The sequence below is a fragment of the Trueperella bernardiae genome (genome assembly GCF_001469025.1).
GTDB lineage: Bacteria > Actinomycetota > Actinomycetes > Actinomycetales > Actinomycetaceae > Trueperella > Trueperella bernardiae.
The window spans coordinates 147,994-167,222 of the sequence record NZ_LNIZ01000001.1 but is presented as its reverse complement, the minus strand read 5'-3'; the positions used below and the strand labels follow the sequence as shown (position 1 = coordinate 167,222).

Annotated in this window: 23 protein-coding genes and 2 tRNA genes; 6 read left to right on the top strand and 19 right to left on the bottom strand. The window is 66.3% G+C overall.

Going from position 1 to position 19,229, the window contains the following annotated elements:
- Positions 1-3: 3 nt before the first annotated feature.
- Genes AQZ59_RS00805 through AQZ59_RS00795 form a run of 3 tightly spaced genes read right to left on the bottom strand, consistent with a single transcriptional unit; the run spans position 4 to position 1,968 of the window.
- Positions 4-732: an HAD hydrolase-like protein gene (locus tag AQZ59_RS00805; protein ID WP_062612245.1), complete on the bottom strand. Its 729-nt coding sequence runs from the start codon at positions 730-732 to the stop codon at positions 4-6.
- Positions 729-1,352, bottom strand: coding sequence for an L-threonylcarbamoyladenylate synthase (locus tag AQZ59_RS00800; RefSeq protein ID WP_062612243.1), 624 nt, complete (start codon positions 1,350-1,352; stop codon positions 729-731). The genes AQZ59_RS00805 and AQZ59_RS00800 overlap by 4 nt, the downstream gene beginning before the upstream one ends.
- Positions 1,336-1,968 (bottom strand): hypothetical protein, encoded by a 633-nt coding sequence (locus AQZ59_RS00795; RefSeq protein WP_083200501.1) that lies wholly within the window; start codon positions 1,966-1,968, stop codon positions 1,336-1,338. Before AQZ59_RS00795 ends, AQZ59_RS00800 begins: the two co-directional genes overlap by 17 nt.
- A gap of 59 nt (positions 1,969-2,027) precedes the next feature.
- On the opposite strand from AQZ59_RS00795, the gene AQZ59_RS00790 reads away from it, so the two are divergent.
- Positions 2,028-2,447, top strand: a complete 420-nt coding sequence (locus AQZ59_RS00790) for a phosphopantetheine-binding protein (RefSeq protein ID WP_062612240.1) — start codon at positions 2,028-2,030, stop codon at positions 2,445-2,447.
- 33 nt (positions 2,448-2,480) lie between these two features.
- Here AQZ59_RS00790 and AQZ59_RS00785 read toward each other — a convergent pair whose 3' ends face one another.
- The 11 genes from AQZ59_RS00785 to AQZ59_RS00735 form a co-directional block, all read right to left on the bottom strand.
- Positions 2,481-2,984, bottom strand: a complete 504-nt coding sequence (locus tag AQZ59_RS00785; RefSeq protein ID WP_062612238.1) for a DUF3145 domain-containing protein — start codon at positions 2,982-2,984, stop codon at positions 2,481-2,483.
- Between the two features lie 83 nt (positions 2,985-3,067).
- Entirely contained in the window at positions 3,068-3,976 is a 909-nt protein-coding gene (locus tag AQZ59_RS00780; RefSeq protein WP_068538374.1) for a TIGR01777 family oxidoreductase, read from the bottom strand.
- Positions 3,973-4,458: a peptide deformylase gene (gene def / locus AQZ59_RS00775; RefSeq protein ID WP_062612235.1), complete on the bottom strand. Its 486-nt coding sequence runs from the start codon at positions 4,456-4,458 to the stop codon at positions 3,973-3,975. The genes AQZ59_RS00780 and def overlap by 4 nt, the downstream gene beginning before the upstream one ends.
- A gap of 204 nt (positions 4,459-4,662) precedes the next feature.
- Positions 4,663-4,737 (bottom strand) — tRNA-Asn (locus AQZ59_RS00770).
- A gap of 161 nt (positions 4,738-4,898) precedes the next feature.
- Positions 4,899-5,390: a hypothetical protein gene (locus AQZ59_RS00765; RefSeq protein WP_148132196.1), complete on the bottom strand. Its 492-nt coding sequence runs from the start codon at positions 5,388-5,390 to the stop codon at positions 4,899-4,901.
- A complete protein-coding gene (locus AQZ59_RS00760) occupies positions 5,374-5,592 on the bottom strand; it encodes a hypothetical protein (RefSeq protein ID WP_062612231.1) in 219 nt (72 codons plus the stop codon). Before AQZ59_RS00760 ends, AQZ59_RS00765 begins: the two co-directional genes overlap by 17 nt.
- Before the next feature lie 51 nt (positions 5,593-5,643).
- Positions 5,644-6,486, bottom strand: a complete 843-nt coding sequence (locus tag AQZ59_RS00755; protein WP_062612230.1) for a hypothetical protein — start codon at positions 6,484-6,486, stop codon at positions 5,644-5,646.
- The gene (locus tag AQZ59_RS00750; protein WP_148132371.1) at positions 6,483-7,097 is read right to left on the bottom strand and encodes a DUF6318 family protein; all 615 of its coding nucleotides are present in this window, start codon (positions 7,095-7,097) and stop codon (positions 6,483-6,485) included. Before AQZ59_RS00750 ends, AQZ59_RS00755 begins: the two co-directional genes overlap by 4 nt.
- 127 nt (positions 7,098-7,224) lie before the next feature.
- Positions 7,225-7,301, bottom strand: a tRNA-Ile gene (locus AQZ59_RS00745).
- 74 nt (positions 7,302-7,375) lie between these two features.
- Positions 7,376-8,278: a 4Fe-4S dicluster domain-containing protein gene (locus tag AQZ59_RS00740; protein WP_143601935.1), complete on the bottom strand. Its 903-nt coding sequence runs from the start codon at positions 8,276-8,278 to the stop codon at positions 7,376-7,378.
- Positions 8,271-8,882, bottom strand: coding sequence for a TorD/DmsD family molecular chaperone (locus AQZ59_RS00735; RefSeq protein WP_062612224.1), 612 nt, complete (start codon positions 8,880-8,882; stop codon positions 8,271-8,273). Before AQZ59_RS00735 ends, AQZ59_RS00740 begins: the two co-directional genes overlap by 8 nt.
- Before the next feature lie 97 nt (positions 8,883-8,979).
- On the opposite strand from AQZ59_RS00735, the gene AQZ59_RS00730 reads away from it, so the two are divergent.
- The 4 genes from AQZ59_RS00730 to AQZ59_RS00715 are packed head-to-tail and all read left to right on the top strand — an operon-like array spanning position 8,980 to position 10,769.
- Positions 8,980-9,291, top strand: coding sequence for a Sec-independent protein translocase family protein (locus AQZ59_RS00730; RefSeq protein WP_068538379.1), 312 nt, complete (start codon positions 8,980-8,982; stop codon positions 9,289-9,291).
- A gap of 47 nt (positions 9,292-9,338) precedes the next feature.
- Positions 9,339-9,746 carry a Sec-independent protein translocase subunit TatA gene (gene tatA, locus AQZ59_RS09820; protein WP_070808027.1) on the top strand — a complete coding sequence of 136 codons (408 nt, stop codon included), beginning with the start codon at positions 9,339-9,341 and terminating at the stop codon, positions 9,744-9,746.
- Between the two features lie 32 nt (positions 9,747-9,778).
- Positions 9,779-10,516, top strand: a complete 738-nt coding sequence (gene tatC / locus AQZ59_RS00720; RefSeq protein WP_062612223.1) for a twin-arginine translocase subunit TatC — start codon at positions 9,779-9,781, stop codon at positions 10,514-10,516.
- Positions 10,509-10,769 (top strand): DUF6457 domain-containing protein, encoded by a 261-nt coding sequence (locus tag AQZ59_RS00715; RefSeq protein ID WP_062612221.1) that lies wholly within the window; start codon positions 10,509-10,511, stop codon positions 10,767-10,769. The genes tatC and AQZ59_RS00715 overlap by 8 nt, the downstream gene beginning before the upstream one ends.
- A 4-nt stretch (positions 10,770-10,773) precedes the next feature.
- Here AQZ59_RS00715 and dnaG read toward each other — a convergent pair whose 3' ends face one another.
- Both dnaG and AQZ59_RS00705 read right to left on the bottom strand, forming a co-directional pair.
- Complete coding sequence (dnaG, locus tag AQZ59_RS00710; protein ID WP_062612219.1) at positions 10,774-12,708, bottom strand: DNA primase; 1,935 nt, start codon at positions 12,706-12,708, stop codon at positions 10,774-10,776.
- Between the two features lie 89 nt (positions 12,709-12,797).
- The gene (locus AQZ59_RS00705; protein WP_062612217.1) at positions 12,798-14,042 is read right to left on the bottom strand and encodes a deoxyguanosinetriphosphate triphosphohydrolase; all 1,245 of its coding nucleotides are present in this window, start codon (positions 14,040-14,042) and stop codon (positions 12,798-12,800) included.
- Positions 14,043-14,077: 35 nt separating this feature from the next.
- Between AQZ59_RS00705 and AQZ59_RS00700 the strand changes: the two genes are divergently transcribed.
- Complete coding sequence (locus tag AQZ59_RS00700; protein ID WP_148132195.1) at positions 14,078-15,118, top strand: hypothetical protein; 1,041 nt, start codon at positions 14,078-14,080, stop codon at positions 15,116-15,118.
- A gap of 56 nt (positions 15,119-15,174) precedes the next feature.
- Here the strand turns inward: AQZ59_RS00700 and dusB are convergent, their stop codons facing one another.
- The 3 genes from dusB to AQZ59_RS00685 are packed head-to-tail and all read right to left on the bottom strand — an operon-like array spanning position 15,175 to position 19,033.
- Positions 15,175-16,458: a tRNA dihydrouridine synthase DusB gene (dusB, locus tag AQZ59_RS00695; protein WP_169791782.1), complete on the bottom strand. Its 1,284-nt coding sequence runs from the start codon at positions 16,456-16,458 to the stop codon at positions 15,175-15,177.
- Positions 16,455-17,639 (bottom strand): YibE/F family protein, encoded by a 1,185-nt coding sequence (locus AQZ59_RS00690; RefSeq protein ID WP_236698625.1) that lies wholly within the window; start codon positions 17,637-17,639, stop codon positions 16,455-16,457. The genes dusB and AQZ59_RS00690 overlap by 4 nt, the downstream gene beginning before the upstream one ends.
- Entirely contained in the window at positions 17,639-19,033 is a 1,395-nt protein-coding gene (locus AQZ59_RS00685; RefSeq protein ID WP_062612210.1) for a glycine--tRNA ligase, read from the bottom strand. Before AQZ59_RS00685 ends, AQZ59_RS00690 begins: the two co-directional genes overlap by 1 nt.
- Between the last annotated feature and the right edge of the window lie 196 nt (positions 19,034-19,229).

Below are 19,229 nucleotides of genomic sequence, written 5' to 3'. Positions count from 1 at the left end.
GGCCTAGAAGCCGTTCGCCCGGGTATCGAGGAGTAGTTCGCGTAGCTCGTGCGGGGTGGAGACCGTGGCCCAGGCGAGCTCGCGCTCCTCGGGCCACGAGTCGGCCCATTCGACCAGGATGGTCCGCACGCCGTGGACGCCCGCGCCCTCGATGTCGTAGATGCGGTCGCCCACCATGATGACGTCGTCGCGCCACGGGCCCGACGTGGGCGAGCTCGCTGGCACTTCGGCCGAGCCCGTGAGCTGCCCGGCACCGGCGGCGAGGACGCCCTTGGCGCGTAGCTCGTTGAGCGCGGATTGGACCACCTCGGCCTTGCCGAAGAGGTTCTTTTCGGTGGTATCCCCGCACACCGCGGTGAAGAGGTGGGCGATGCCGAGGTGCTCGCACACGCCACGGGCGCTGCGCTGGAACTTGGAGGTGGCAAGGCCGAGCGCAAAGCCGTCGTCGTGAAGGCGCTCGAGTAGTTCGCGCGTGCCGGCGAAGAGGTCGACGTCGTTGCCTACGGCCGAGTAGCGGCGCCGGTATTCGTCGATGTAGTCCTGAACCTGGTCGGCGGGCACGCCGAGGTCGCCGAAGCTGGCCTTGAGCGGCGGGCCGAGGTACTTGCGGAACGCCTCGAGCGGGAGGTCGACGCCAGCGAGCGCCTTCATTGTGGCGGCGAGGGTGGAGGTGACGACGGGCGCGGAGTCGGTCAGCGTTCCGTCGAGGTCGAAGAGAACGGCTTTGATCATGAGACGTCAAACATCGACAGGTCGCCGGCGCCTTCGCGCGCGATGACGGCTTCACCGCTGGACAGGTCCACCACTGTAGTGGGGCCGCGGCCGACCGGGCCGTCCACCACGACGTCGACCGCGTTGCCCAGGCGGTCATCGACCACCCAGCCCTCCTCGAGGGGCTCCTCCTCGCCCGGCACGATGAGGGTGGAGGACAGCAGCGGTTCACCGAGTTCGGACAGGATCGCCTGGACGATCCGGTGGTCTGGGATGCGCACGCCCACCGTGTGCTTCTTCGGGTTCAACGTCATGCGCGGCACGTCCTTCGTGCCCTTGAGGATGAAGGTATACGGGCCGGGCGTGAGCGACTTGACCAGCCGGAAGAAAACGTTGTCGATGATGACGAAGTGCCCCAGCTGGGCGAAGTTCGCGCACAGCAGCGTGAAGTGGTGCTTGGAGCCGACCTGGCGGATTGTACGGATGCGGTCGAGGCCCTCCTTGTTGGCCAGGGTGCAGGCGATCGCGTACCCCGAGTCGGTGGGCAGGGCGATCACCTCGCCGCGCCGGAGCCGGTCAACCACCTTCGCCACGAGCCGGGGCTGTGGGTCTTGCGGGTGAAGTTCAACGTACGTCGCCATTTTTCGCCTTCCTCGTTGCAATCGCGATTTCCAGATCGTCCACGAGTTCGCCGACCTGGCCCGATTCTTTGAGAATCCGGACGTAAGAGCGGGCCTCATCGATCTTGTTGGCTGCGAGCGCCGCGCTCACGAGTTCCTCGGCCACGCCCAGCACCTGCTCGGCGGGCTTCCAACGGCCGAGTCCGAGCTGGATCGCCGCCTCGTTCTGGCCGGTTTCGCGTAGGAGCTTGATGCCTTCAGCGAGCGCGATTCCGGTTTCTTCCCGGTCCGCCGCCGTCTCAAGGTAACGCTGGGCCGCCTCCGGGTCCTCGGGACCGGAGAGCCGGGCGAGCTGAATGAGCGGGTACCAGGCCCGCGAATCCGAGCCGATCTCCTCGCTTAGTGCCCAGAGCACCAACTCCGGGTCCGCCTCGCTCGAGTCGCCCGTGAGCGGATCGGCGGGTTCTTCGGAGACCGCGAAGCCCTTGATGAGGTCTGCGAGCTCGTCGAACGAAACCACATCGTTGGGATCCTCCGCCAGTTTGTCGCGCAATTCGAGCGCTTCGGCAATGATGCCCGGTTCCTCGTCCTCGTGGGACGCGTTGACGAACCTACGCATGAGATCTAGAAATGCCATACTCTTAGCCTAGCTGATTCTGTTACCGATCGGCTGTCGGCTTCATCCAAGGAGTGAACATGGTGTCCCGCGAAGACCTTGCGCTCGCACGCGCCCGCGTGGTGTTGGCCGACGTCGCCCCCGAAATCCCAACATCTGAGATCGCCCCGGGCGCGCGCCTTTCCGAGGACCTCGAACTCGACCAGGTCTCCATTTGGGCGCTTGCCGCCGGGCTCGAGAAGCTGGCGAAGGTCCAGATTAACGACGCCGACATCTGCGCCTCCACGACGCTCGACGACCTGCTGGCTCACGTGCTGACGGACTTGCCGGCCGATTACGCCGAGGAGGTCGGGCTTGCGGGCGGAGCCGAGCCGGACGAAACCGAGGCCGGCGGTGGTGCGGGCGCGGACGGCGTCGTCGAAAACGCGCAGGAGGACGCGGCCGACGACGCCGAGGACCTCGCCGCCGCCATGGAGGACCTGGCCAACCTTTTCAAGTAAAGCCGGAGCAGGCCCACGGCAGGGGCGGCGGGCCTAACCGACCCGGTGCAGCCAGCGCACGGGAGCGCCCGCGCCGGCGTAACGGAAGACTTCGAGCTCGTCGTCCCAGGCCTGACCGAGGGCGACGTCGAGGAGGCGGCGCAGCTCCTCGGCGTCGCCGTTCGAGTCCTCAATCGCCGCGCGGATGCGGTTCTCAGGGACGACGACGTTGCCGAGCAGGTCGGTCTGAGCGTAGAAGATGCCGAGTCCGGGCGTGCAGGACCACCGGCCGCCGTCGCTGACCGACGTCGGCTCCTCGGTCACCTCAAAGCGCAGGTGCTCCCAGCCGCCAAGGGCCGAAGCGAGCTGCGCGCCCGTGCCGGACTCCCCTGCCCACGACACCTCGCCGCGGTTCATGTTGGGCAGAGCCGGCTGCTTGGTCCACTCGAAATGCACAGGGTATCCAAGCACGCTTGTGACCGCCCATTCAACGTGAGGTTGAACAGCCGGTGTCACTGAATGAATAAATATGACGCCACGTGTGGCTTTGTTGTTCACCGTAACCTCCTGCTTGGGTGAAATTCCCCTTGACACGCAAGCGAGGTTCGTTAGTTCAAGGATGCCACACGACCGGGCGAAAGTCACTCCAGTGGAAGCTCGCGGGCGAAGATCTCCTCAATGGTTGGCGCGAGGAAGGTAAAGCCGTGGTCGGTGAGCTCCTGAGGGTAGACGCGCTGGGAAGCGAGCACCGCCTCGCGCGCCATCTCCCCCGCAAGCCGGAGCGCCGGCGTCGGGACTGAAAGGAAGCCCGGCCGGTGGAAGTGGCGGGCGAGAGCCTCGTGCCAGTGCGCGTTACGGACCGGCTCGGGCCCGACCATGTTGACTGGCCCGGACACGTCGCGGGTAAGGAGGAAAAGGAGCGCGCGGACGTAGTCGTCGCGGGCGATGGCCGACATCCACGCCGAGCCATCCCCCAGCCGCGCGCCCATGCCCGCCCGGTACAGATGTTGCAGGATCCCGAGCATGCCGCCGTCCGCGCCCATGACCAGGCCTGTGCGCAACTGTACCGTCCGCACGCCCAGGTTTTCCGCCGCCGACGACGCCGCCTCCCAGGCCTCGCACAGCTCCGCGAGGAAACCCGACCCGGCCGCCGAGCTCTCCGTGAGGACCTCATCCCCGCGGTCCGGGCCGTAGTATCCGATCGCCGAACCGGCGAGGAAGACCTGCGGCCGGTGGGAGCCCATGGCACTCACCAGGGTCTCGACCGAACCCAGCCGCGATTCCCACAGCGCCCGCTTGTACGAATCGGTCCACGGGCGCGAGAGCAGTCCCGCACCGTTGAGGCAGATGATGCCGTAGGCACCGGCGAGGGCGGCGTCATCGATCGTGCCGGCCGCCGGGTCCCACGTAAACTGCGTGACGCCGGCTGGAGCTTGACGGCCCGGCGTGCGCAACAGTTGGCGCACCTCATACCCGCTCGCGACGGCGGCATCCACCAGGCGCGAACCGATGAAACCGGACGCGCCCGCGAGCACAAGGGCTCTTCTCATTGCATTTCCCTGAGCTTGCGGAAGGCCTCACGGCGCAGGTGGCGCTCGAGCCGGTCGATGAAAAGGTGGCCGTCGAGGTGGTCGATCTCGTGCTGGATGAGGCGCGCCCAGATCTCGCGGCCCTCCACCACCACTTTCTTCCCATCCAGGTCCGTGCCTTCCGCTCGGGCGTACATGGCACGCTTGGCGTGGAACCACAGGTCGGGGACGGAAAGGCAGCCCTCGTCACCGTCCTGGATCTCCTCGGACAGCTTCACGATCGTCGGGTTAAGGATGTACCCCAGCTCGCCCTCGATGTTCCAGGAGAAGGCGCGGAAGGACACGCCGATCTGGTTCGCGGCCAGGCCAGCGCGGCCGTCCTCGTTCACATTCTCCAGCAGGTCCTCCACCAGCTGCTTGATGCCAGGGGTGACCTCCCGGATCGGTTCGCACGGGGTGCGCAGGACGGGGTCGCCAACTACACGGATGTCTCGGTACGTCATGGACGTATTGTCTCACTTTCGCCTGGCGCGCGAGGGGACGGCTGGGTGGCAGCCGCCGGCGGCGTCGAGGGCGAGCACGAGGGCGAGCCGGGCGGCGCTGACGATAGCGGTCACGATTGAGGGGGTTAGTTACTCCCGAGTTACTCCGCGGGGCAAAAGCTAACCCCGGTTTCTCACTTTTCGTTGAGATTCCGGGGTTTTGTATGGCTCCCGCGGTTGGACTCGAACCAACAACCCTTCGATTAACAGTCGAATGCTCTGCCATTGAGCTACGCGGGAAAGCAACGTGAATACTTTAACCACAACCACCTGCGAAAGTGAAATCCGAAAGGGCCGTTTTCGAGCATTGTGTGTTTCTGCACAAGCGCAGGCTAGGCGGGTGGGCCGGCGTCGTTGGCACGACGCCGGAGCGGCCGCGGCACGCCCAGGAATCGCGGGCGCTAGTCGATGCCGACGGCCTCGCGCAGCTCGGTGTCGAACACGTCGAGGGCGAGGCGGTCAGCCTCGGTGATGTCGGAGTCGACGATGATCTGAGTGAAAAGCGAGTCGTCCGGGTTGCGCCGCACCTGACCGCGTGCCACGGCGCCGCTCGGCAGCTCGGCGACCTGTGTGAAGACGATCGAGCGGTCGATGCGTTCGCGGATCATCATGATGGCGAGCCCGTCGGCCTCGCGCGGAATGAGGAAGGACAGGGGCGGCGTGCGGGGGTCGACGAAGGTGAGGGTGAGCGTGTTCGTGTCATCATCCCAAGTGCCGGTTTCGAAGTCCGACCACACGAAGGTGGCCCGCTCCCCCTCGGCCGGGATCACGCCGAGGTAGCCGTCCCAACCGCCGATCCACGTGCCCTCGACTTCCGGCTCGACGGGCGTGGCGGCTGCCGGCATGCCGTTCTCATCCGCTAGGTAGCGGGGTAGCTTAGAGCGGCCAAACATTCATGGCCTCCCACGCTGCCGCGCCGCCGCTGATGTTCTGCGCGGCGAAATACCCCATGACCGCGAGGACGATCCCGCCCACGATCGCGAGCGCAAAATAGCGCTTGCGGGCGCGCATGAGCGTGGCCATGTCCTCGTCACTGAGCCCGTATTTGTTCGTGGGCTCCTGGGTTTGGTCTTCGGATCGCTCGTCGTTCGACATCGGCTTCCTTCCGCTGGGGTTTGTGCCCAGCCTACTGGAGAGACGCCGCGGCTAGCGATTCGCCGTGAGCACCGCCTCTGCCTCCACGGCCGTGAGCGGCTCGGAGGTCACGGTGGTGAGCGCCTGGCCGGGAACCGGGTACCATCCCGGCGAGCCCGCCACGCGGATCAGCACCTCCCACCCCACGCGCACGCTCGGCGTATACGCGCCCGGCTGGGTGTAGGTGTAGGTGACGCCGCCGTCCGGGTACGTCCCGCCCGGGTCGGAGGTCACGAAGCTGGACTCATCGCCCGGCAGCCACTCATACGACGACGGCGTGAACGCCAGCTCCACCTGCGTGCCCAGCACGGTCACCGACGTCGTGTAGTGCGCCGCCGACGAGGCAAAGTAAACCGGCTTGTTGATGACCACCTGGCCCGACGCCGGCTGCAAGGACATAACGCCGCCATCGATAATCGTCTGCGCGTTGGCCTGAATGTAATAGCCCAGGTCAGCCACGGTCATCTGCGGGGCCGGCGCCGCCGCATCAGACTCCCCCGCCTCGCCCGGCTCCTTCGGCGTGCGATACAGGCAGTACTCCGCCAGCGGGCCCGACATCCGCCCCGACTCAAAGTACGACGCCCCCGTATTCGACCAGTATCCCTGGTCGCACATCTCGTCCACCGTTAGCGCCTGCAGCTTGCTCGTGTCAACGCCGGAGCCGTGCCCGACGCCGGTGGCCGGCACGCCCGACTGTCCGCCGTTAGACCCAACGGTTTCATCCCATCGCGTGTTCGAGGCATCGATATTGATCGCCCCACCACCAGCGTCAATACCCCAGTCAACTGTGGTGCCGTCGGGTGTAACGACGCCGGTTAGCAGGATCGATGCCAGTGCCAAGACGTTCACGTTCACGGCAATTGCTCCTCACCGAAGTAAGAAGAACCAATGATGTCGAAGGAACGAACGAGCAGTGAATCGCCTTCCGCCTTAAGGCCAATTACTAACGTATTCTGGCCCGGATCGACCTTTTTGGCTTCGTCATCCGTGTAGTAAGTGATTTCACCACGTTCAATCAGGAAGTCAATCCTGAAGTCGATATCCCCAGTGGAATAGAAACGTTCAGAGTTCAGGATCCCAAAGTGGACGTCAGACCATGCCCCAATTTCGTTATCTTTCTCGGCATTAGCCTGAACCTTGGCACAGTAGTCGCATTCTGGATGAGCATACTTCTGCCAGTTAGTCGTGTCCCCCGTAGCTACAACGTACTGATAAAGCTCGAAGTAATACTTCGCAAGAACGTATGCATTTTCTATGTCGACGCCGGTCAACTCCGGCTCCGCCGGTGCCTCCATCGCCGGGCGCGGCGGGATCGTGTAGGTGCTAGAGGGCTCGGCGGTGGCAGTGCCAGTGGAAGTGCCAGTGGAAGTTGTTTCGGCCGGCGCCGTCTCCTTGGTGGTACACCCGGCCAGCCCGCTGGCCAGCACGGCGGCAGTCATAGCCATCGCAAAAATTCGCTTCTTCATGAAGCCAACTTATCCCCGGGGCCGACGGCCGTGCTTTCGTTATCCACAGGCAGACGTGGGTACCGGGCATACCCGGCTCGACGCCGCGCTTCGCCTTGCATGCCACGACAACGTCCGCCCGGCACACTGGTGCCCCCACCAGGACTTGAACCCGGGACCAAAGAATTATGAGTTCCCTGCTCTAACCATCTGAGCTATGGGGGCTTGCCCCGTAAGTGTACCAGCGGCCACCGCCAAAACGACATTTCCGCCGGTCACCCCGGCACCGGCGACTCCGGCTATGCGGGCCCGAGCCTCCCCGCCTGCTCGGGAGCCGCCTGCCCGGGAACCGCATGACCCGGCGGCATCATCGAGCCGAAGGGGTTCGCCGCTCGATAGGCGCACACTTGGCACAGCTCGCCTTCCTCGGCCGGGTGGGCGGCCCCGCACCGGGCGCAGCGTGCGCTGGCTACTGCGGCGAGCCGGCGTTCGGGTTCGTCGAGCAGGTCGCCGAGCCGCATCGGGCCCTGCACCCACACGGCGTGCACCGGGCACAGGCTCACGCACTGCTGCTCACCCCGGCACAGTTCGGAGTGCTGCCACAGCTCGGATCCACCCGCGCGGTGACGCAGTTCGAGGGCGCCCGTGGGGCACGCCTGCACGCACACGCCACACGCCGTGCATCCGGTCACCCCCAGCCGCACGCCGCCCAGCTGTGCCTGAAGTCCTTCTCCCCTGCCGATCTGCCCGCGTTCGGTGAGCAGCTCGATCGCGGCGAGTGTGCGCGTGGTGTCGTCTGCCTTGAGGGGGATCGGTTGGGCGTCGCGCAGGCCGAGGCCCAGCAGCACGCGCCGCGGCATCGCGATCTTCCCAAGGTGCAAAGGTTCGGGTCCGGGCCAGATCGCCCGCTTAACCTCTGCCTCGCCCACGAGCCCCGGTGTCAGCGACTGCCACCTCGCCACTTGCGCGCCCACGCCCGCCGGGTCGACCGGGCAGGGCAGTACGCTGACCTTCGCAATCCCCAGCGCCAGCAACTGGGCCGGCACTCCAATTGAGGAATCCTTCAGGCACCCGTCCCACACCACCAGCTGGCGGCCCCGCCCCAGCTTGGGCGCCACCGTGTGCTCGCACACCACCACGACCTCCTTGGGCAGGTCGTGGGCGTGCAGCCAACGCAGCAACGCGCCGACGTTGTCAGCCATCGGCACCCGTCAGCTCCTCCACGCCGGCCAGAGCGGCGCGGGTCAGGGCGACGACGCCGCGGTACGTCGCGGTCGTCGCCTGTGCCTCGAGCTCCTCGAGGAGCTCGGGAACAAACCTGTCGAGGTGCTCGCCGCGGAACCGACGAATTTCCGCGTCCTTCTCGCCATCGGCCGAGCCGATCACGAGGTGGGCGAGGAAGGCCAGTTCCACGGCCACGTGGTCACGCGGATAGCTCTCGGTCTTCTGCGAGGCATACCCCGCCGCACCGTACTGCTCGGCAAGCTCCTGCACGAGCGGCAGCGGGTCCTCGCCCGTGAACTCCGACTCCGCCATCCGCAAAGAACCCGACGGCCCAATCAGCGAGTTGAACTCGGCGTTGAGCACGTAGACGCTCTCGCCGGCCTGCCCTATCTCAGCCAGCGCCACTAGCGATTGCGGGTCGCGAAGTGGCCACGTCTGCACCATCGCTGAGTCCGAAAACCGGCCCACCACGTCGTGATTCGGCGCCTCCACATAGAAGCGCGCTAACGAATACAAGGCTGTTGCGAGCTGCACCGAACGCATCTTGCGCTCTGGTAGCGAGTCCTGCCACGGCGTCGTCATCCTACCTCCTGATGTTACTGGCTCACTCTACAACGACGCCGTCCCCCGCGCCCACGCCGACCCGGACAATCGCCGAACGAGACGATAGGATCGGGGCATGGAGTTTTTCGGGATCTCTGGAGGGGAGTTCCTCATCATCCTCGTGGTGGCCGTGATCGTGCTCGGGCCCGAGGCGATCATCAGCGCCCTGCGCGGCCTGCGCAAAGCCATCGACGCGGCCAAGGGCTTCTCGGCGCGGGTGCGCGAGGAGACCTCGGCGGACCTAAAGTCGGCGGGGCTATCCGACCTTGACCTGTCCGCCTTCGACATGCGCGACCTCGACCCTCGCCAGATGATCCGCGAAGCCGTCCACGAAGAAATGCAAGCGTGGATGCAGCAAACCAACTCGCTCAATCAGAAAAAGAACTAAAGACCATTCGCTACACTGGTGTCCCTGGTCATCGGAAAGGAAGCTCTATGAAGCCGACCCACATCCTCATCCTCGTCATCGTCTTGCTCATCATTTTCGGAACCGCGAAACTGCCTGACATCGCGCGCTCGCTCGGCCAGTCGGCCAAGGTGATGAAGAAGGAACTGCGCGAGCTGCAAGACGACGAGCCGAAGCAGATCCCGCCGCAGGGCCAGCCCTACCAGCAGCCCTACCAGGGCCAGCAACCGTATCAGGGCCAGCAGTACCAGCAGCCCGGCCAGCCGCCCTACCCCCAGCCTAGTCAGGCACCGCAGCCCGGCCAGGCACCGCAGCAGGACGGTTACGCGCCCGGCGAGCAGATCCCCGGCCAGGCGCTACCCCAGCAGCCCTACCCGCAGAACCCGCCCTTCCCCACGGGCCTTGAGGGCCAGGCGGATAGCCAGCAAAATCAGTGAGCGCCCGTAGACGCAAGAATCCCGAAGGGATCATGCCGATCCGCGAACACCTGCGCGAGCTGCGCAAACGGCTCATGTGGGCACTGCTCGGCATCGGGATCGGTTCGATTGCCGGCTGGTACCTGTACGGGCCGGTCATGGACTATATCACGGCGCCGCTCGCCGAAATCACGAAGCAGCAGGCCCTGCTCAACTTCGACACGATCGGCGCGGCCTTTGACCTGAAGCTGAAGGTGTCGATCTGGATTGGCACGATCATCACGAGCCCGTGGTGGGTCTACCAGATCTTCGCCTTCATTTCCCCCGGCCTCAAGCGCCGCGAGAAGATCCACGTGCTCGCCTTCGGGTTCGCGGGCGTCATCCTGTTCGCCGCGGGCGTCGTCTCCGGCATGCGGATGGCGCCCCTTGCGGTGGATATCCTCACCAGCTTCAACCCCGAAAACTCCGCCAGTCTGCTCCGGGCCACCACGTACGTGACGTTCTACATGCGTCTGGTCATGGCCTTCGGCCTGTCCTTCCTGGCACCGGAGGTGCTGGTGGCGCTCAACTTTCTTGGAATCCTCGGGTGGAAGCCGATGCTACGGCACTGGCGCTGGGCCGTGGTGCTCTGCTTTGTCTTCGCCGCGATCGCCAACCCGCTACCCTCCCCCTGGCCGATGACAATCCAGGCGTTCGTGCTCATCGGGCTCTACCTCCTGGCCGTCCTCGTCTCCTTTATCCATGACAAGCACCGCGAGAAGAAAACGAAAGAAAGGATCAGTCATGACTGATGAAGCAACCAAGATGGCGATCATGGGCAAGTGGCTCGACGCCGTCGCCACCGAGGTCGACGCCGACCCCGCCCTCATCAACACCCACCGCGACGAGCTGCTCGACCTGGTGAGCACGATCGCGCACGGCCCCTCCCGCCCCGGCGCGCCGATGACCCTGTTCCTGCTCGGCATGCGTGCCGGCCAGGGCGCCGACGTCAGCGAGCTTGTGGCCAAGGTCGAGGCCCTCGCCAAGAACTACGAGGAGCGCTAACCGCCTAGGTGTCGGTTTCGTCGAAGGCCCGCCTCTGATTCTCCAGTTCGATCAGGCGCGCGAACAGCACGTCCTGATCGGGGGAATCGGGGGCGGTTCTGCGCATCTGGCCGCGCACCTCCGCGATCTGCCGCGTAATGCCCTGCCGGATGAGCGACATCATGATCCCTCGCACGTACGGCCACTGATCCCCCGCCTCGGGTAGCGGTTCCACGGACAGCTGGGTGACCGCCTGGGCGACGACGCCGTCCGCGTGCTCCATCACCTGGTCCACGTACCACGCGGCCGCCCGCTCCTCGGGTGCCGCATCGCCCTGCTCGCGTAGCTGGGCTAGGCGTTCGTCGTAGATAAAGACGCCGCCTGCCGCCCGGATCGCGTCGTGAACCGCCTGGTGGGTGGGGACGGTGAAAGTGCGCGCGGGGAGCTCCTGGGCGTTGGCTGCGCGGGCGAGCCCGGGCAGTTGCAGCATGACCTCGAGGGCCTGGCGCTCGATCCGCTCGAGCGGGTCGCGGATCCGGTGGCGCGGGGGGAGCGCGCTCGGCATCGGCGGGAGCACCTCCTCGTATTCGGGCACCGGCGCATGCGGCGCAGAACGCACACCCTGAGCTACGATCCGCTCGTCCATCCCCAGGTAGCCGGCGAGCTCCCGCACGTACTCCGCACGCAACACCCTGTCCCGGATCGAGGCGACCACGGGCGCGGTAGTGCGCAGTCCGGCCGTGCGGCCCTCGGCGGTATTGAGCGGCAGGCCGGCAAGTAGCGAGCGCAACACGAAGGCGAAGAGCGGCTCGCGCGCGTCGATCATGTACCGCAGGGCTTCGTCCCCGTAGGCAAGGCGGTAATCGCACGGGTCGAGCCCGTTCGGGGAGACGGCCACGAAGGTTTGCGCACCGAAGCTCTGGTCTTCGTGGAAGGCGCGTAGCGCCGCTTTCTGGCCCGCCTCGTCGCCGTCGAAGGTGAAGATGACCTCCCCACCGAACGCCCGGCCCGAGGACAGGATGACGCCCGCGGCCGGATTCGCCGAGTCCCCCAGCAACCGGCGCACGATCTTCACGTGCTCCTCGCCAAAGGCCGTGCCGCAGGTGGCCACAGCGTGCGGAACGCCGGCGAGGTGGGCGGCCATGACGTCCGTATACCCCTCGACCACCACGATCCGCCGGTCCTTCGCAACGTCCTTCTTCGCCAGGTCCAGCCCGTAGAGCACCTGGGACTTCTTGTAGATCATCGTTTCGGGGGTGTTGAGGTACTTGGGCCCCTCCTCGTCCCCCAGCTTGCGGGCGCCGAACCCGATTGGCTCGCCCGTGATCGAGTGGATCGGCCACATCACCCGGTTGCGGAAGCGGTCGTAGTGCCCGCGGCTTCCAGCCGTGACCAGTCCCGACGCCGCGATCTCCTTTTCCGTAAAGCCCTTGCGACGCAGCTCGGACAGCATCGCGTCCCACGAATTGGGCGAGTAGCCCACGCGGAAGTACGCGATCGCCTCCGCGTCAAAGCCGCGCCCCTCGAGCAGCTCGCGCGCCTGCGCGCCCTCGGGCGTGTGGAGCTGCTTGACATAGAAGTCCTCGGCCACGCGGTGGGCGTCGATGAGCCGGGCCCGCGTCACGTCGCGCGGACCGCGCTGAACCGGTGCGCCCTCCTCATATTGCAGGGCCACCCCAAACTTCTCCGCGAGGTGCTCGACAGCCTCCACAAACGAAATGTGTTCGATCTTCTCGATGAACGAGATCGCGTCCCCGCCCTCGCCGCACCCGAAGCAGTGCCAACGGCCCACGTGCGGGCGCACGTTAAACGAGGGCGTCTTTTCGTCATGGAACGGGCACAGCCCCTTCATCGAGCCCACCCCGGCGCTCTTGAGCGTCACATACTGGCCGACCACGTCCTCGATACGCGCGCGATAGCGCACCTCATCGATACTCTCCCGTTTGATCAGCCCAGCCACGCCCCCATCTTAGCGGCAAGCGACCGCCCCTGCGCGCCCGAGTGCCCCGGCTCGCGGGTTTCGCCCCCGCGAGCGCGCCCGGTGGATAACTAATTCCTCAGCATCCCGCAGAACCGGGCGTGCCACAGGCGGGCCGACTGGTCGGTGAGGGAGGCAATCTGGTCGACGACCACCCGCAGCTTCGCGTCCTCCCCCGCCGCCTCGCACCACTGGTCGAGGAACTGCCGCTCGAGGCGTTCCTGCGGATTTTCCGTGATCGCGTCCACGAGGTCCATGAGCAAGGTGCGCTGCTCGTAGTAGACCGGTTCGAACTCGCGCGGGGCCATGACGTAGTGGACGGCCAGGCCCTTGAGGAACGTGATCTCGGCCAGGGTCTCGCGCGGCACGGTGAGGCCCGCAGCGTGGCGGTAGATCGGCTCCCCGCCGCTCGCCTCCAGGCTCACGCTACACACAGCCGACACGAAGCGCCCGATCAAATCCGAGGTAAGATCCTTGAGGCGGGCCAGGTCGCGTAGCGTGCCCTCGTAGCTCGCGGGCCAGGATTTCATGGCAAACAAGCGTTGGGAGGCGGCCACCAGCTCGTCAGCCGAAATCGCCGTGCCGTACCACAGGGTGGTTGCGGCGACGACGTCGTCGACCTGCCGCGTCCGGTCCGCCTGCAACGCCGAAGGGTCGAGCTTACCGCGCACGATCGCATCCTCGATGTCGTGGACGGAGTAGGCGATGTCGTCGGACAGGTCCATCATCTGCGCCTCGGCACACCGGCCCTCCTCGCCCCCGCGCACCCACGCGAACACGGGCTCGTCGTCGGCGTAGTAGCCGAACTTGGGGCTCAGGCTCCCAGCGGGCCCGCCGAAGAGCGGCCAGGGGTACTTGATCGTGGCGTCGATCGTGGCGCGCGTGAGGTTAAGGCCGGCCGGGCGGTCGTCGTCGTGAAAACGCTTCGGCTCGAGCCGCGTAATGACGCGCAAGGTCTGGGCGTTGCCCTCGAAACCGCCGATGCCGGCGCAGATGTCGTTGAGCGTGTGCTCGCCGTTGTGGCCGAAGGGCGGGTGGCCGATGTCGTGGCACAGGCAGGCGGCCTCCACCAGGTCCTGGTCCGCGCCGAGGTTCTTCGCCAGGCTCCGCCCCACCTGGGCCACCTCGAGAGAATGGGTGAGGCGGGTGCGGATGAAGTCGTCCGACTCAGGGCCGAGCACCTGGGTCTTCGCACCCAGCCGCCGCAGCGCCGAGGAATGCAGCACCCGGGCCCGATCGCGCTCGAAGTCGGTGCGGGACGGATTCTTCGAGGGTTCGTGCGCCCAGCGCTGGGTATCGATAGAAGAATAACTCACGCCCTCACCTTACCCGCTGTGGCACAATGGAACACGTGATTGCATCCAACCAGGGTTCTCCAACGGCCTCGCCGCTGTACCGCGCGCCGCGCGTTCCCGGCCCCTGGGCGCGACATCACCTGTGGTACCAGGCCACCCCTCAGGAAGTCCACACCACCAACGTCGCCCTCGGGCTCATCTCCGAATGCGCGCGCTTCGGCATGAACGTCATGTCCCTGCCCGCCCTGATTGCCGACGCCGAACCGGACTACATCGAGAAGGTCACCCGCGCAGCCTCGCGGCGGGGTGTCCGCCTCTTGCCGCACGTCGGCGCCGACGTCGTCGCCCGCGCCCCCGCACTCGCCGCGGAACGCTATGCCATCCTTAACCAATGGTTCGACCACGGCGCCTACGGCGTAGAACTCGGCACGATCGACCTCACCGACCCCGAAGAGCTCACCGACTCCGGCGCGCACATCCACGCCGGCTGGGACACCCGCGAACTCCTCGCCTACGTCGAATCCCACCAGGACGCGATCGTGTCCGCCAACGTGCGCTCCACCTCCTTTGCCGAGGCCAGCACCCACGCCCTCGAAGACTTCTTCGACGTGGTGCGCTTCCAGATCGCCACCCCACACGCCTTCACCCCGGACACCTTCCCCGGCGAGGTCGCCAACATCCTGCAATTCTTCGAAATCGCCGGCGCGATCCCCTCCTGGAACTGCTCCTTCGACGCGCTCGAAAACCGCGCCGGAAACCTGAGCGAGGGCGCGATCCTCCTCGCCTCGTGCTTCTTCCCCGGCTTCCTCCACTTCGAGCAGAACATCCCGGGCCGCTCGCCGTCAGTGCGCCACGCGCTGCGCCTGCGCAACTCGCTCTCGCTCCATCACTCCTCGATCCTCATCTCCACCGACAAGGCGGCCGACGGCTTCATCTGGCTCGCCACCGACAAGGTGAGCATGCTACTCAACTTCGGCCCCTACCCCTACCTGGTGCCCAACGACGGCCGAGTGCTCGTCTCCTCCCTCATCGAACTCCCCGAGGAGGGCACCAACCTTGTGATCCCACCCGGGGAAGCCGCCTGGCTGCGGCGCTAGGGTTGCCCCCGAATTGAGCGCTGCCCCCGAATTGAGCGCGGGCCTCACAGCGGGCGTCAGCCGCCCGAGATCCCGAGCTCGGCCTCGTGCAGGCGCGCCTTCTGCTCGGCGGTAAGCTCGTGGGAGTCGAGCCAGAATTCGGGCAGGTGTGGCTGCTTTTCCCCGCCGGCCCGGCCGCGCGGCCCGCTGGCCGCCTCCGGGTAAGGCTGGTCAAGGTCGAGCTGGCCGAGGCGGGCGCGCAGGTCCTCCAGCGTCTCCACCAGCCCCAGGTCGCGCCGCAGCTGCCCGCCCACGGCGAAGCCGCGCATATACCAGCCCACGTGCTTGCGCATCTCGCGCATCGCCCGGCGATCATCCCCAAAGTGTTCCACCGCGAGCTCGGCGTGGCGCATGATGATCTCGCACACACGAGCCAGGTTCGGCCGCATACGCCGATCCGAGCCATGCATAGCGGCCACGAGGTCGTAGAACAGCCAGGGCCGGCCCTGGCATCCGCGCCCCACCACGGCTCCGACCGCTCCCGTTAGCTCCATCATCGCTGCCGCATCCTCGGCCTCAAACACGTCGCCGTTGCCGAAGACCGGCAGGGACGATTCGCGCACCAGATCGCCAATGACCTCCCAACGGGCCGTACCAGCATAGTGCTGGGCGGTGGTGCGGGCATGCAGGGTGAGGGCCGCGATCCCGGCATCCTCGCAGATCCGGGCCACGTCGCGGAAGGTCTCGTGGTCGTCGTCGATACCGATACGGAACTTGGCCGTGACCGGCACGCGCCCGCCCGAGGCCTCGTCGGCCGCGCGCACGGCCTCGCTCACGATCGCCTCGAACAGGTCGTGCTTCCACGGCAGCGCAGAGCCGCCGCCCTTGCGGGTCACCTTGGGCACAGGACAGCCGAAGTTGAGGTCGATGTGGTCGGCGTACCCGTTCCCGACCACCAGCCGCACCGACTCCCCCACCGCCGCTGGGCCCACGCCGTAAATCTGGATTGAGCGCACCGGGTCGCCCATATCGGGCTGGATCATCCGCATCGTCTCGGGCGTGCGCTCCACCAGCGCCCGCGACGTGATCATCTCGCACACGTACAGCCCCGCCGGCGCAAACGTTCCCTCCGCGTGATCAGGATTCACGACGCCGTCCGGCCCGGCCACGCCCGAATCGCCGGCGACGTCGGCCAGGGCCTGCTCGCCAAACTGCCGGCACAGCTGGCGGAAGGGCGGGTTGGTCACGCCCGCCATCGGGGCGAGCATGAGCGGGGTGCCGAGCCCGAGGGAGCCGATGCGCACGGCAGGGACGCCGCGCTGCGGCGTCGTGAGGCGAGCGGACGCGGACGGGAAGCTCATGCGTCCGCCTTCCGCGAGGGCGCAATGGGCGCAAGCAGGGTGGCGATCGCCGTGGTCATCGGGATGGCGAGCACCAGGCCGATCGAGGCAACGAGCGTACGGACGATCTCCTCAGCGATCTGGCCCACCGTGAACAGGTCGAGCACCCCGCGGTTGACCAGCGCCGCGCTCATGAGGAGCGGCAGCGAGGTGCCCACGTAGGCGAAGGCGAGGGTGTAGACAGTGGAGGCAATGTGGTCGCGGCCGATCACCATCGCCTGGCTGAACACCTTCGCACGGCTCGCCGCCGCGTTCGCCGCCTGCAACTCCCACACGGTGGAGACCTGCGTGATCGTCACGTCGTTAAGCGCGCCCAGGCCAGCCAGGATGATCCCGCACAGCAGGATGTCGCTCATGTTGAGGTAGGTCAGCTGCCCGGCCAGCGAAATCGCGTCGTCCGACAGCGTGCCCGTGAGGTTATTCGCCCGCACCGACACCGCCGCCAGAACACCCGTAATGAGCAGGCCGGCAAAGGTGCCAAGCACCGCCGTCGTGGTACGGATCGAGACCCCGTGGGCGAAGTAAATGGAGGCGAACATCATCGCCGATGCCCCCACCACGATGACGGCCAGCGGGGCAGTACCCACCATGAGAGCCGGCAACATGAAAGTGCCCACCACCGCGAGCGAGGCGGTCAGGCCTAACAGCGCCGCGAGCCCCTTCCAGCGGGCCACCGCCACCACGACGATGACGTAAAGCGCCACCAGCGCCGACAACGGCACGTCGCGCACGAAGTCCACAAAGATATAGGGAGAGCCAAACTCCACCGCGCCGGGATTGAACAGGGCCTTAATCTTATCGCCCACGTCCAGCCCGTTGCCCACCACCTCGAACGGCACGTGGACCGGCACCTCCACCCCGTCCACCACCATCGTGACCGGGTACTGGCCCACCTCGTCCATCGCGCCGATCGACGTGACCGTGCCGATCGCAGTCGACGAACCGGAATAGTTGAGCTCCACCGAACCCACCGGGGTCTCACCCCGCGGCCACAACCACACCAGGCCAACGAGGGTGGCCACCGCGAGCGGCACCACGATCGCCGCAAGGATCAGCCGTACCTTCCGGCGCTGCTGCGGGCCCATGGAAAGGTGGGCCGCGTGCGAGTGCACGTGGCCCACCCCGTCGTGAGAGCTACCCACTAACAGCCCGCCAGCTTCTCAGACAGGAAGGACTTGACCTCATCCATTGGGATGCGGACCTGCTCCATCGTGTCGCGGTCGCGGATCGTCACCGCCTTGTCATCCAGGGAGTCGAAGTCGATCGTCACGCAGTACGGCGTGCCGATCTCGTCCTGGCGGCGGTAGCGGCGGCCCACGGCCCCGGCGTCGTCGTACTCGACGTTCCAGTACTTGCGCAGGTCAGCCGCGAGGTCTTTCGCCACCGACGTCAGCTCCTCCTTACGCGAGAGCGGAAGCACGGCCACCTTGACGGGGGCCAGGCGCGGGTCGAGCTTGAGTACAACGCGCTTATCCACGCCGCCCTTCGTGTTGGGCGCCTCGTCCTCCGCGTAGGCCTCCACGAGGAAGGCCATAAGCGAGCGGGTCAAGCCCGCCGACGGCTCGATGACGTACGGCGTGTAGCGCTCGCCGGACTGCTGGTCGAAGTACTCCAGTTTCTTGCCCGAGGCCTCCGAGTGGGCCGAGAGGTCGAAGTCCGTACGGTTCGCAATCCCCTCGAGCTCGCCGAACTCGGAGTTCGGGAAGCCGAAGCGGTACTCGATGTCCACCGTCCGCTTGGAGTAATGCGAGAGCTTCTCCTGCGGGTGCTCGTAGAGGCGCAGGTTGTCCGGATCAATGCCGAGGTCGGTGTAGAAGGCCAGGCGCTCATCAATCCACGCCTGGTGCCATTCCTCGTCCTCGCCCGGCTTGACGAAGAACTCGATCTCCATCTGCTCGAACTCGCGGGTGCGGAAGATGAAGTTGCCCGGCGTGATCTCGTTGCGGAAGGACTTGCCCGTCTGGGCGATGCCGAACGGGGGCTTCACGCGCGCCGACGTCATGACGTTGGCGAAATTAACAAAAATGCCCTGGGCGGTCTCCGGGCGCAGGTAGTGCAACCCCGCCTCGTCGTCGACCGGCCCGAGGAAGGTCTTGAGCATGCCGGAAAACGCGCGCGGTTCAGTCCACTTGCCGCGGTTGCCACAGTTGGGGCAGGCCACGTCCGCCATCGTCACGTCCGCCTCGTCCACGCCGTTCTTGGCGGCGTACTGCTCGATGAGCTCGTCCTCACGCAGGCGCTTGTGGCACTCGAGGCACTCCACCAGCGGGTCCGAGAACGTGTCCACGTGCCCGGACGCGTGCCAGACCTGGCGCGGCAGAATGATGGAGGAATCCAGGCCGACGACGTCGGCGCGCCCCTGCACGTTCCGCTTCCACCACTGGCGCTTGATGTTTTCCTTGAGCTCGACGCCGAGCGGCCCGTAATCCCACGCGGAGCGCGTGCCGCCATAGATTTCACCCGAGGGGAAGACGAAGCCGCGCCGCTTGGCGAGGGAAATTGCTTGATCGAGACGCGAAGGTGCCTGCTTGGCCACTGTTTCGCTCCTTTCTTTGCCGCACCTGGATGGTGCGGAATACCACCCCGCAGCTGGCTGCTGCGGGTCACCGGAAACCCGGTGGCCAGACGAAGGTCCACTTTTATTCTATGGTGAACGCCCCCTTTCCACGGCCTCGCCCCATGTGGAAGGCATCACCGGAGATTGACTGTCATTCTCAAATACTCCGATAATA

Coding starts and splice junctions, on each gene's coding strand:
- AQZ59_RS00805 (WP_062612245.1), bottom strand. CDS start 732: ATGATCAAAGCCGTTCTCTTCGACCTCGACGGAACGCTGACCGACTCC.
- AQZ59_RS00800 (WP_062612243.1), bottom strand. CDS start 1,352: ATGGCGACGTACGTTGAACTTCACCCGCAAGACCCACAGCCCCGGCTC.
- AQZ59_RS00795 (WP_083200501.1), bottom strand. CDS start 1,968: ATGGCATTTCTAGATCTCATGCGTAGGTTCGTCAACGCGTCCCACGAG.
- AQZ59_RS00790 (WP_062612240.1), top strand. CDS start 2,028: ATGGTGTCCCGCGAAGACCTTGCGCTCGCACGCGCCCGCGTGGTGTTG.
- AQZ59_RS00780 (WP_068538374.1), bottom strand. CDS start 3,976: ATGAGAAGAGCCCTTGTGCTCGCGGGCGCGTCCGGTTTCATCGGTTCG.
- def (WP_062612235.1), bottom strand. CDS start 4,458: ATGACGTACCGAGACATCCGTGTAGTTGGCGACCCCGTCCTGCGCACC.
- AQZ59_RS00765 (WP_148132196.1), bottom strand. CDS start 5,390: ATGTTTGGCCGCTCTAAGCTACCCCGCTACCTAGCGGATGAGAACGGC.
- AQZ59_RS00760 (WP_062612231.1), bottom strand. CDS start 5,592: ATGTCGAACGACGAGCGATCCGAAGACCAAACCCAGGAGCCCACGAAC.
- AQZ59_RS00750 (WP_148132371.1), bottom strand. CDS start 7,097: ATGAAGAAGCGAATTTTTGCGATGGCTATGACTGCCGCCGTGCTGGCC.
- AQZ59_RS00740 (WP_143601935.1), bottom strand. CDS start 8,278: ATGGCTGACAACGTCGGCGCGTTGCTGCGTTGGCTGCACGCCCACGAC.
- AQZ59_RS00735 (WP_062612224.1), bottom strand. CDS start 8,882: ATGACGACGCCGTGGCAGGACTCGCTACCAGAGCGCAAGATGCGTTCG.
- AQZ59_RS00730 (WP_068538379.1), top strand. CDS start 8,980: ATGGAGTTTTTCGGGATCTCTGGAGGGGAGTTCCTCATCATCCTCGTG.
- tatA (WP_070808027.1), top strand. CDS start 9,339: ATGAAGCCGACCCACATCCTCATCCTCGTCATCGTCTTGCTCATCATT.
- tatC (WP_062612223.1), top strand. CDS start 9,779: ATGCCGATCCGCGAACACCTGCGCGAGCTGCGCAAACGGCTCATGTGG.
- AQZ59_RS00715 (WP_062612221.1), top strand. CDS start 10,509: ATGACTGATGAAGCAACCAAGATGGCGATCATGGGCAAGTGGCTCGAC.
- dusB (WP_169791782.1), bottom strand. CDS start 16,458: ATGAGCTTCCCGTCCGCGTCCGCTCGCCTCACGACGCCGCAGCGCGGC.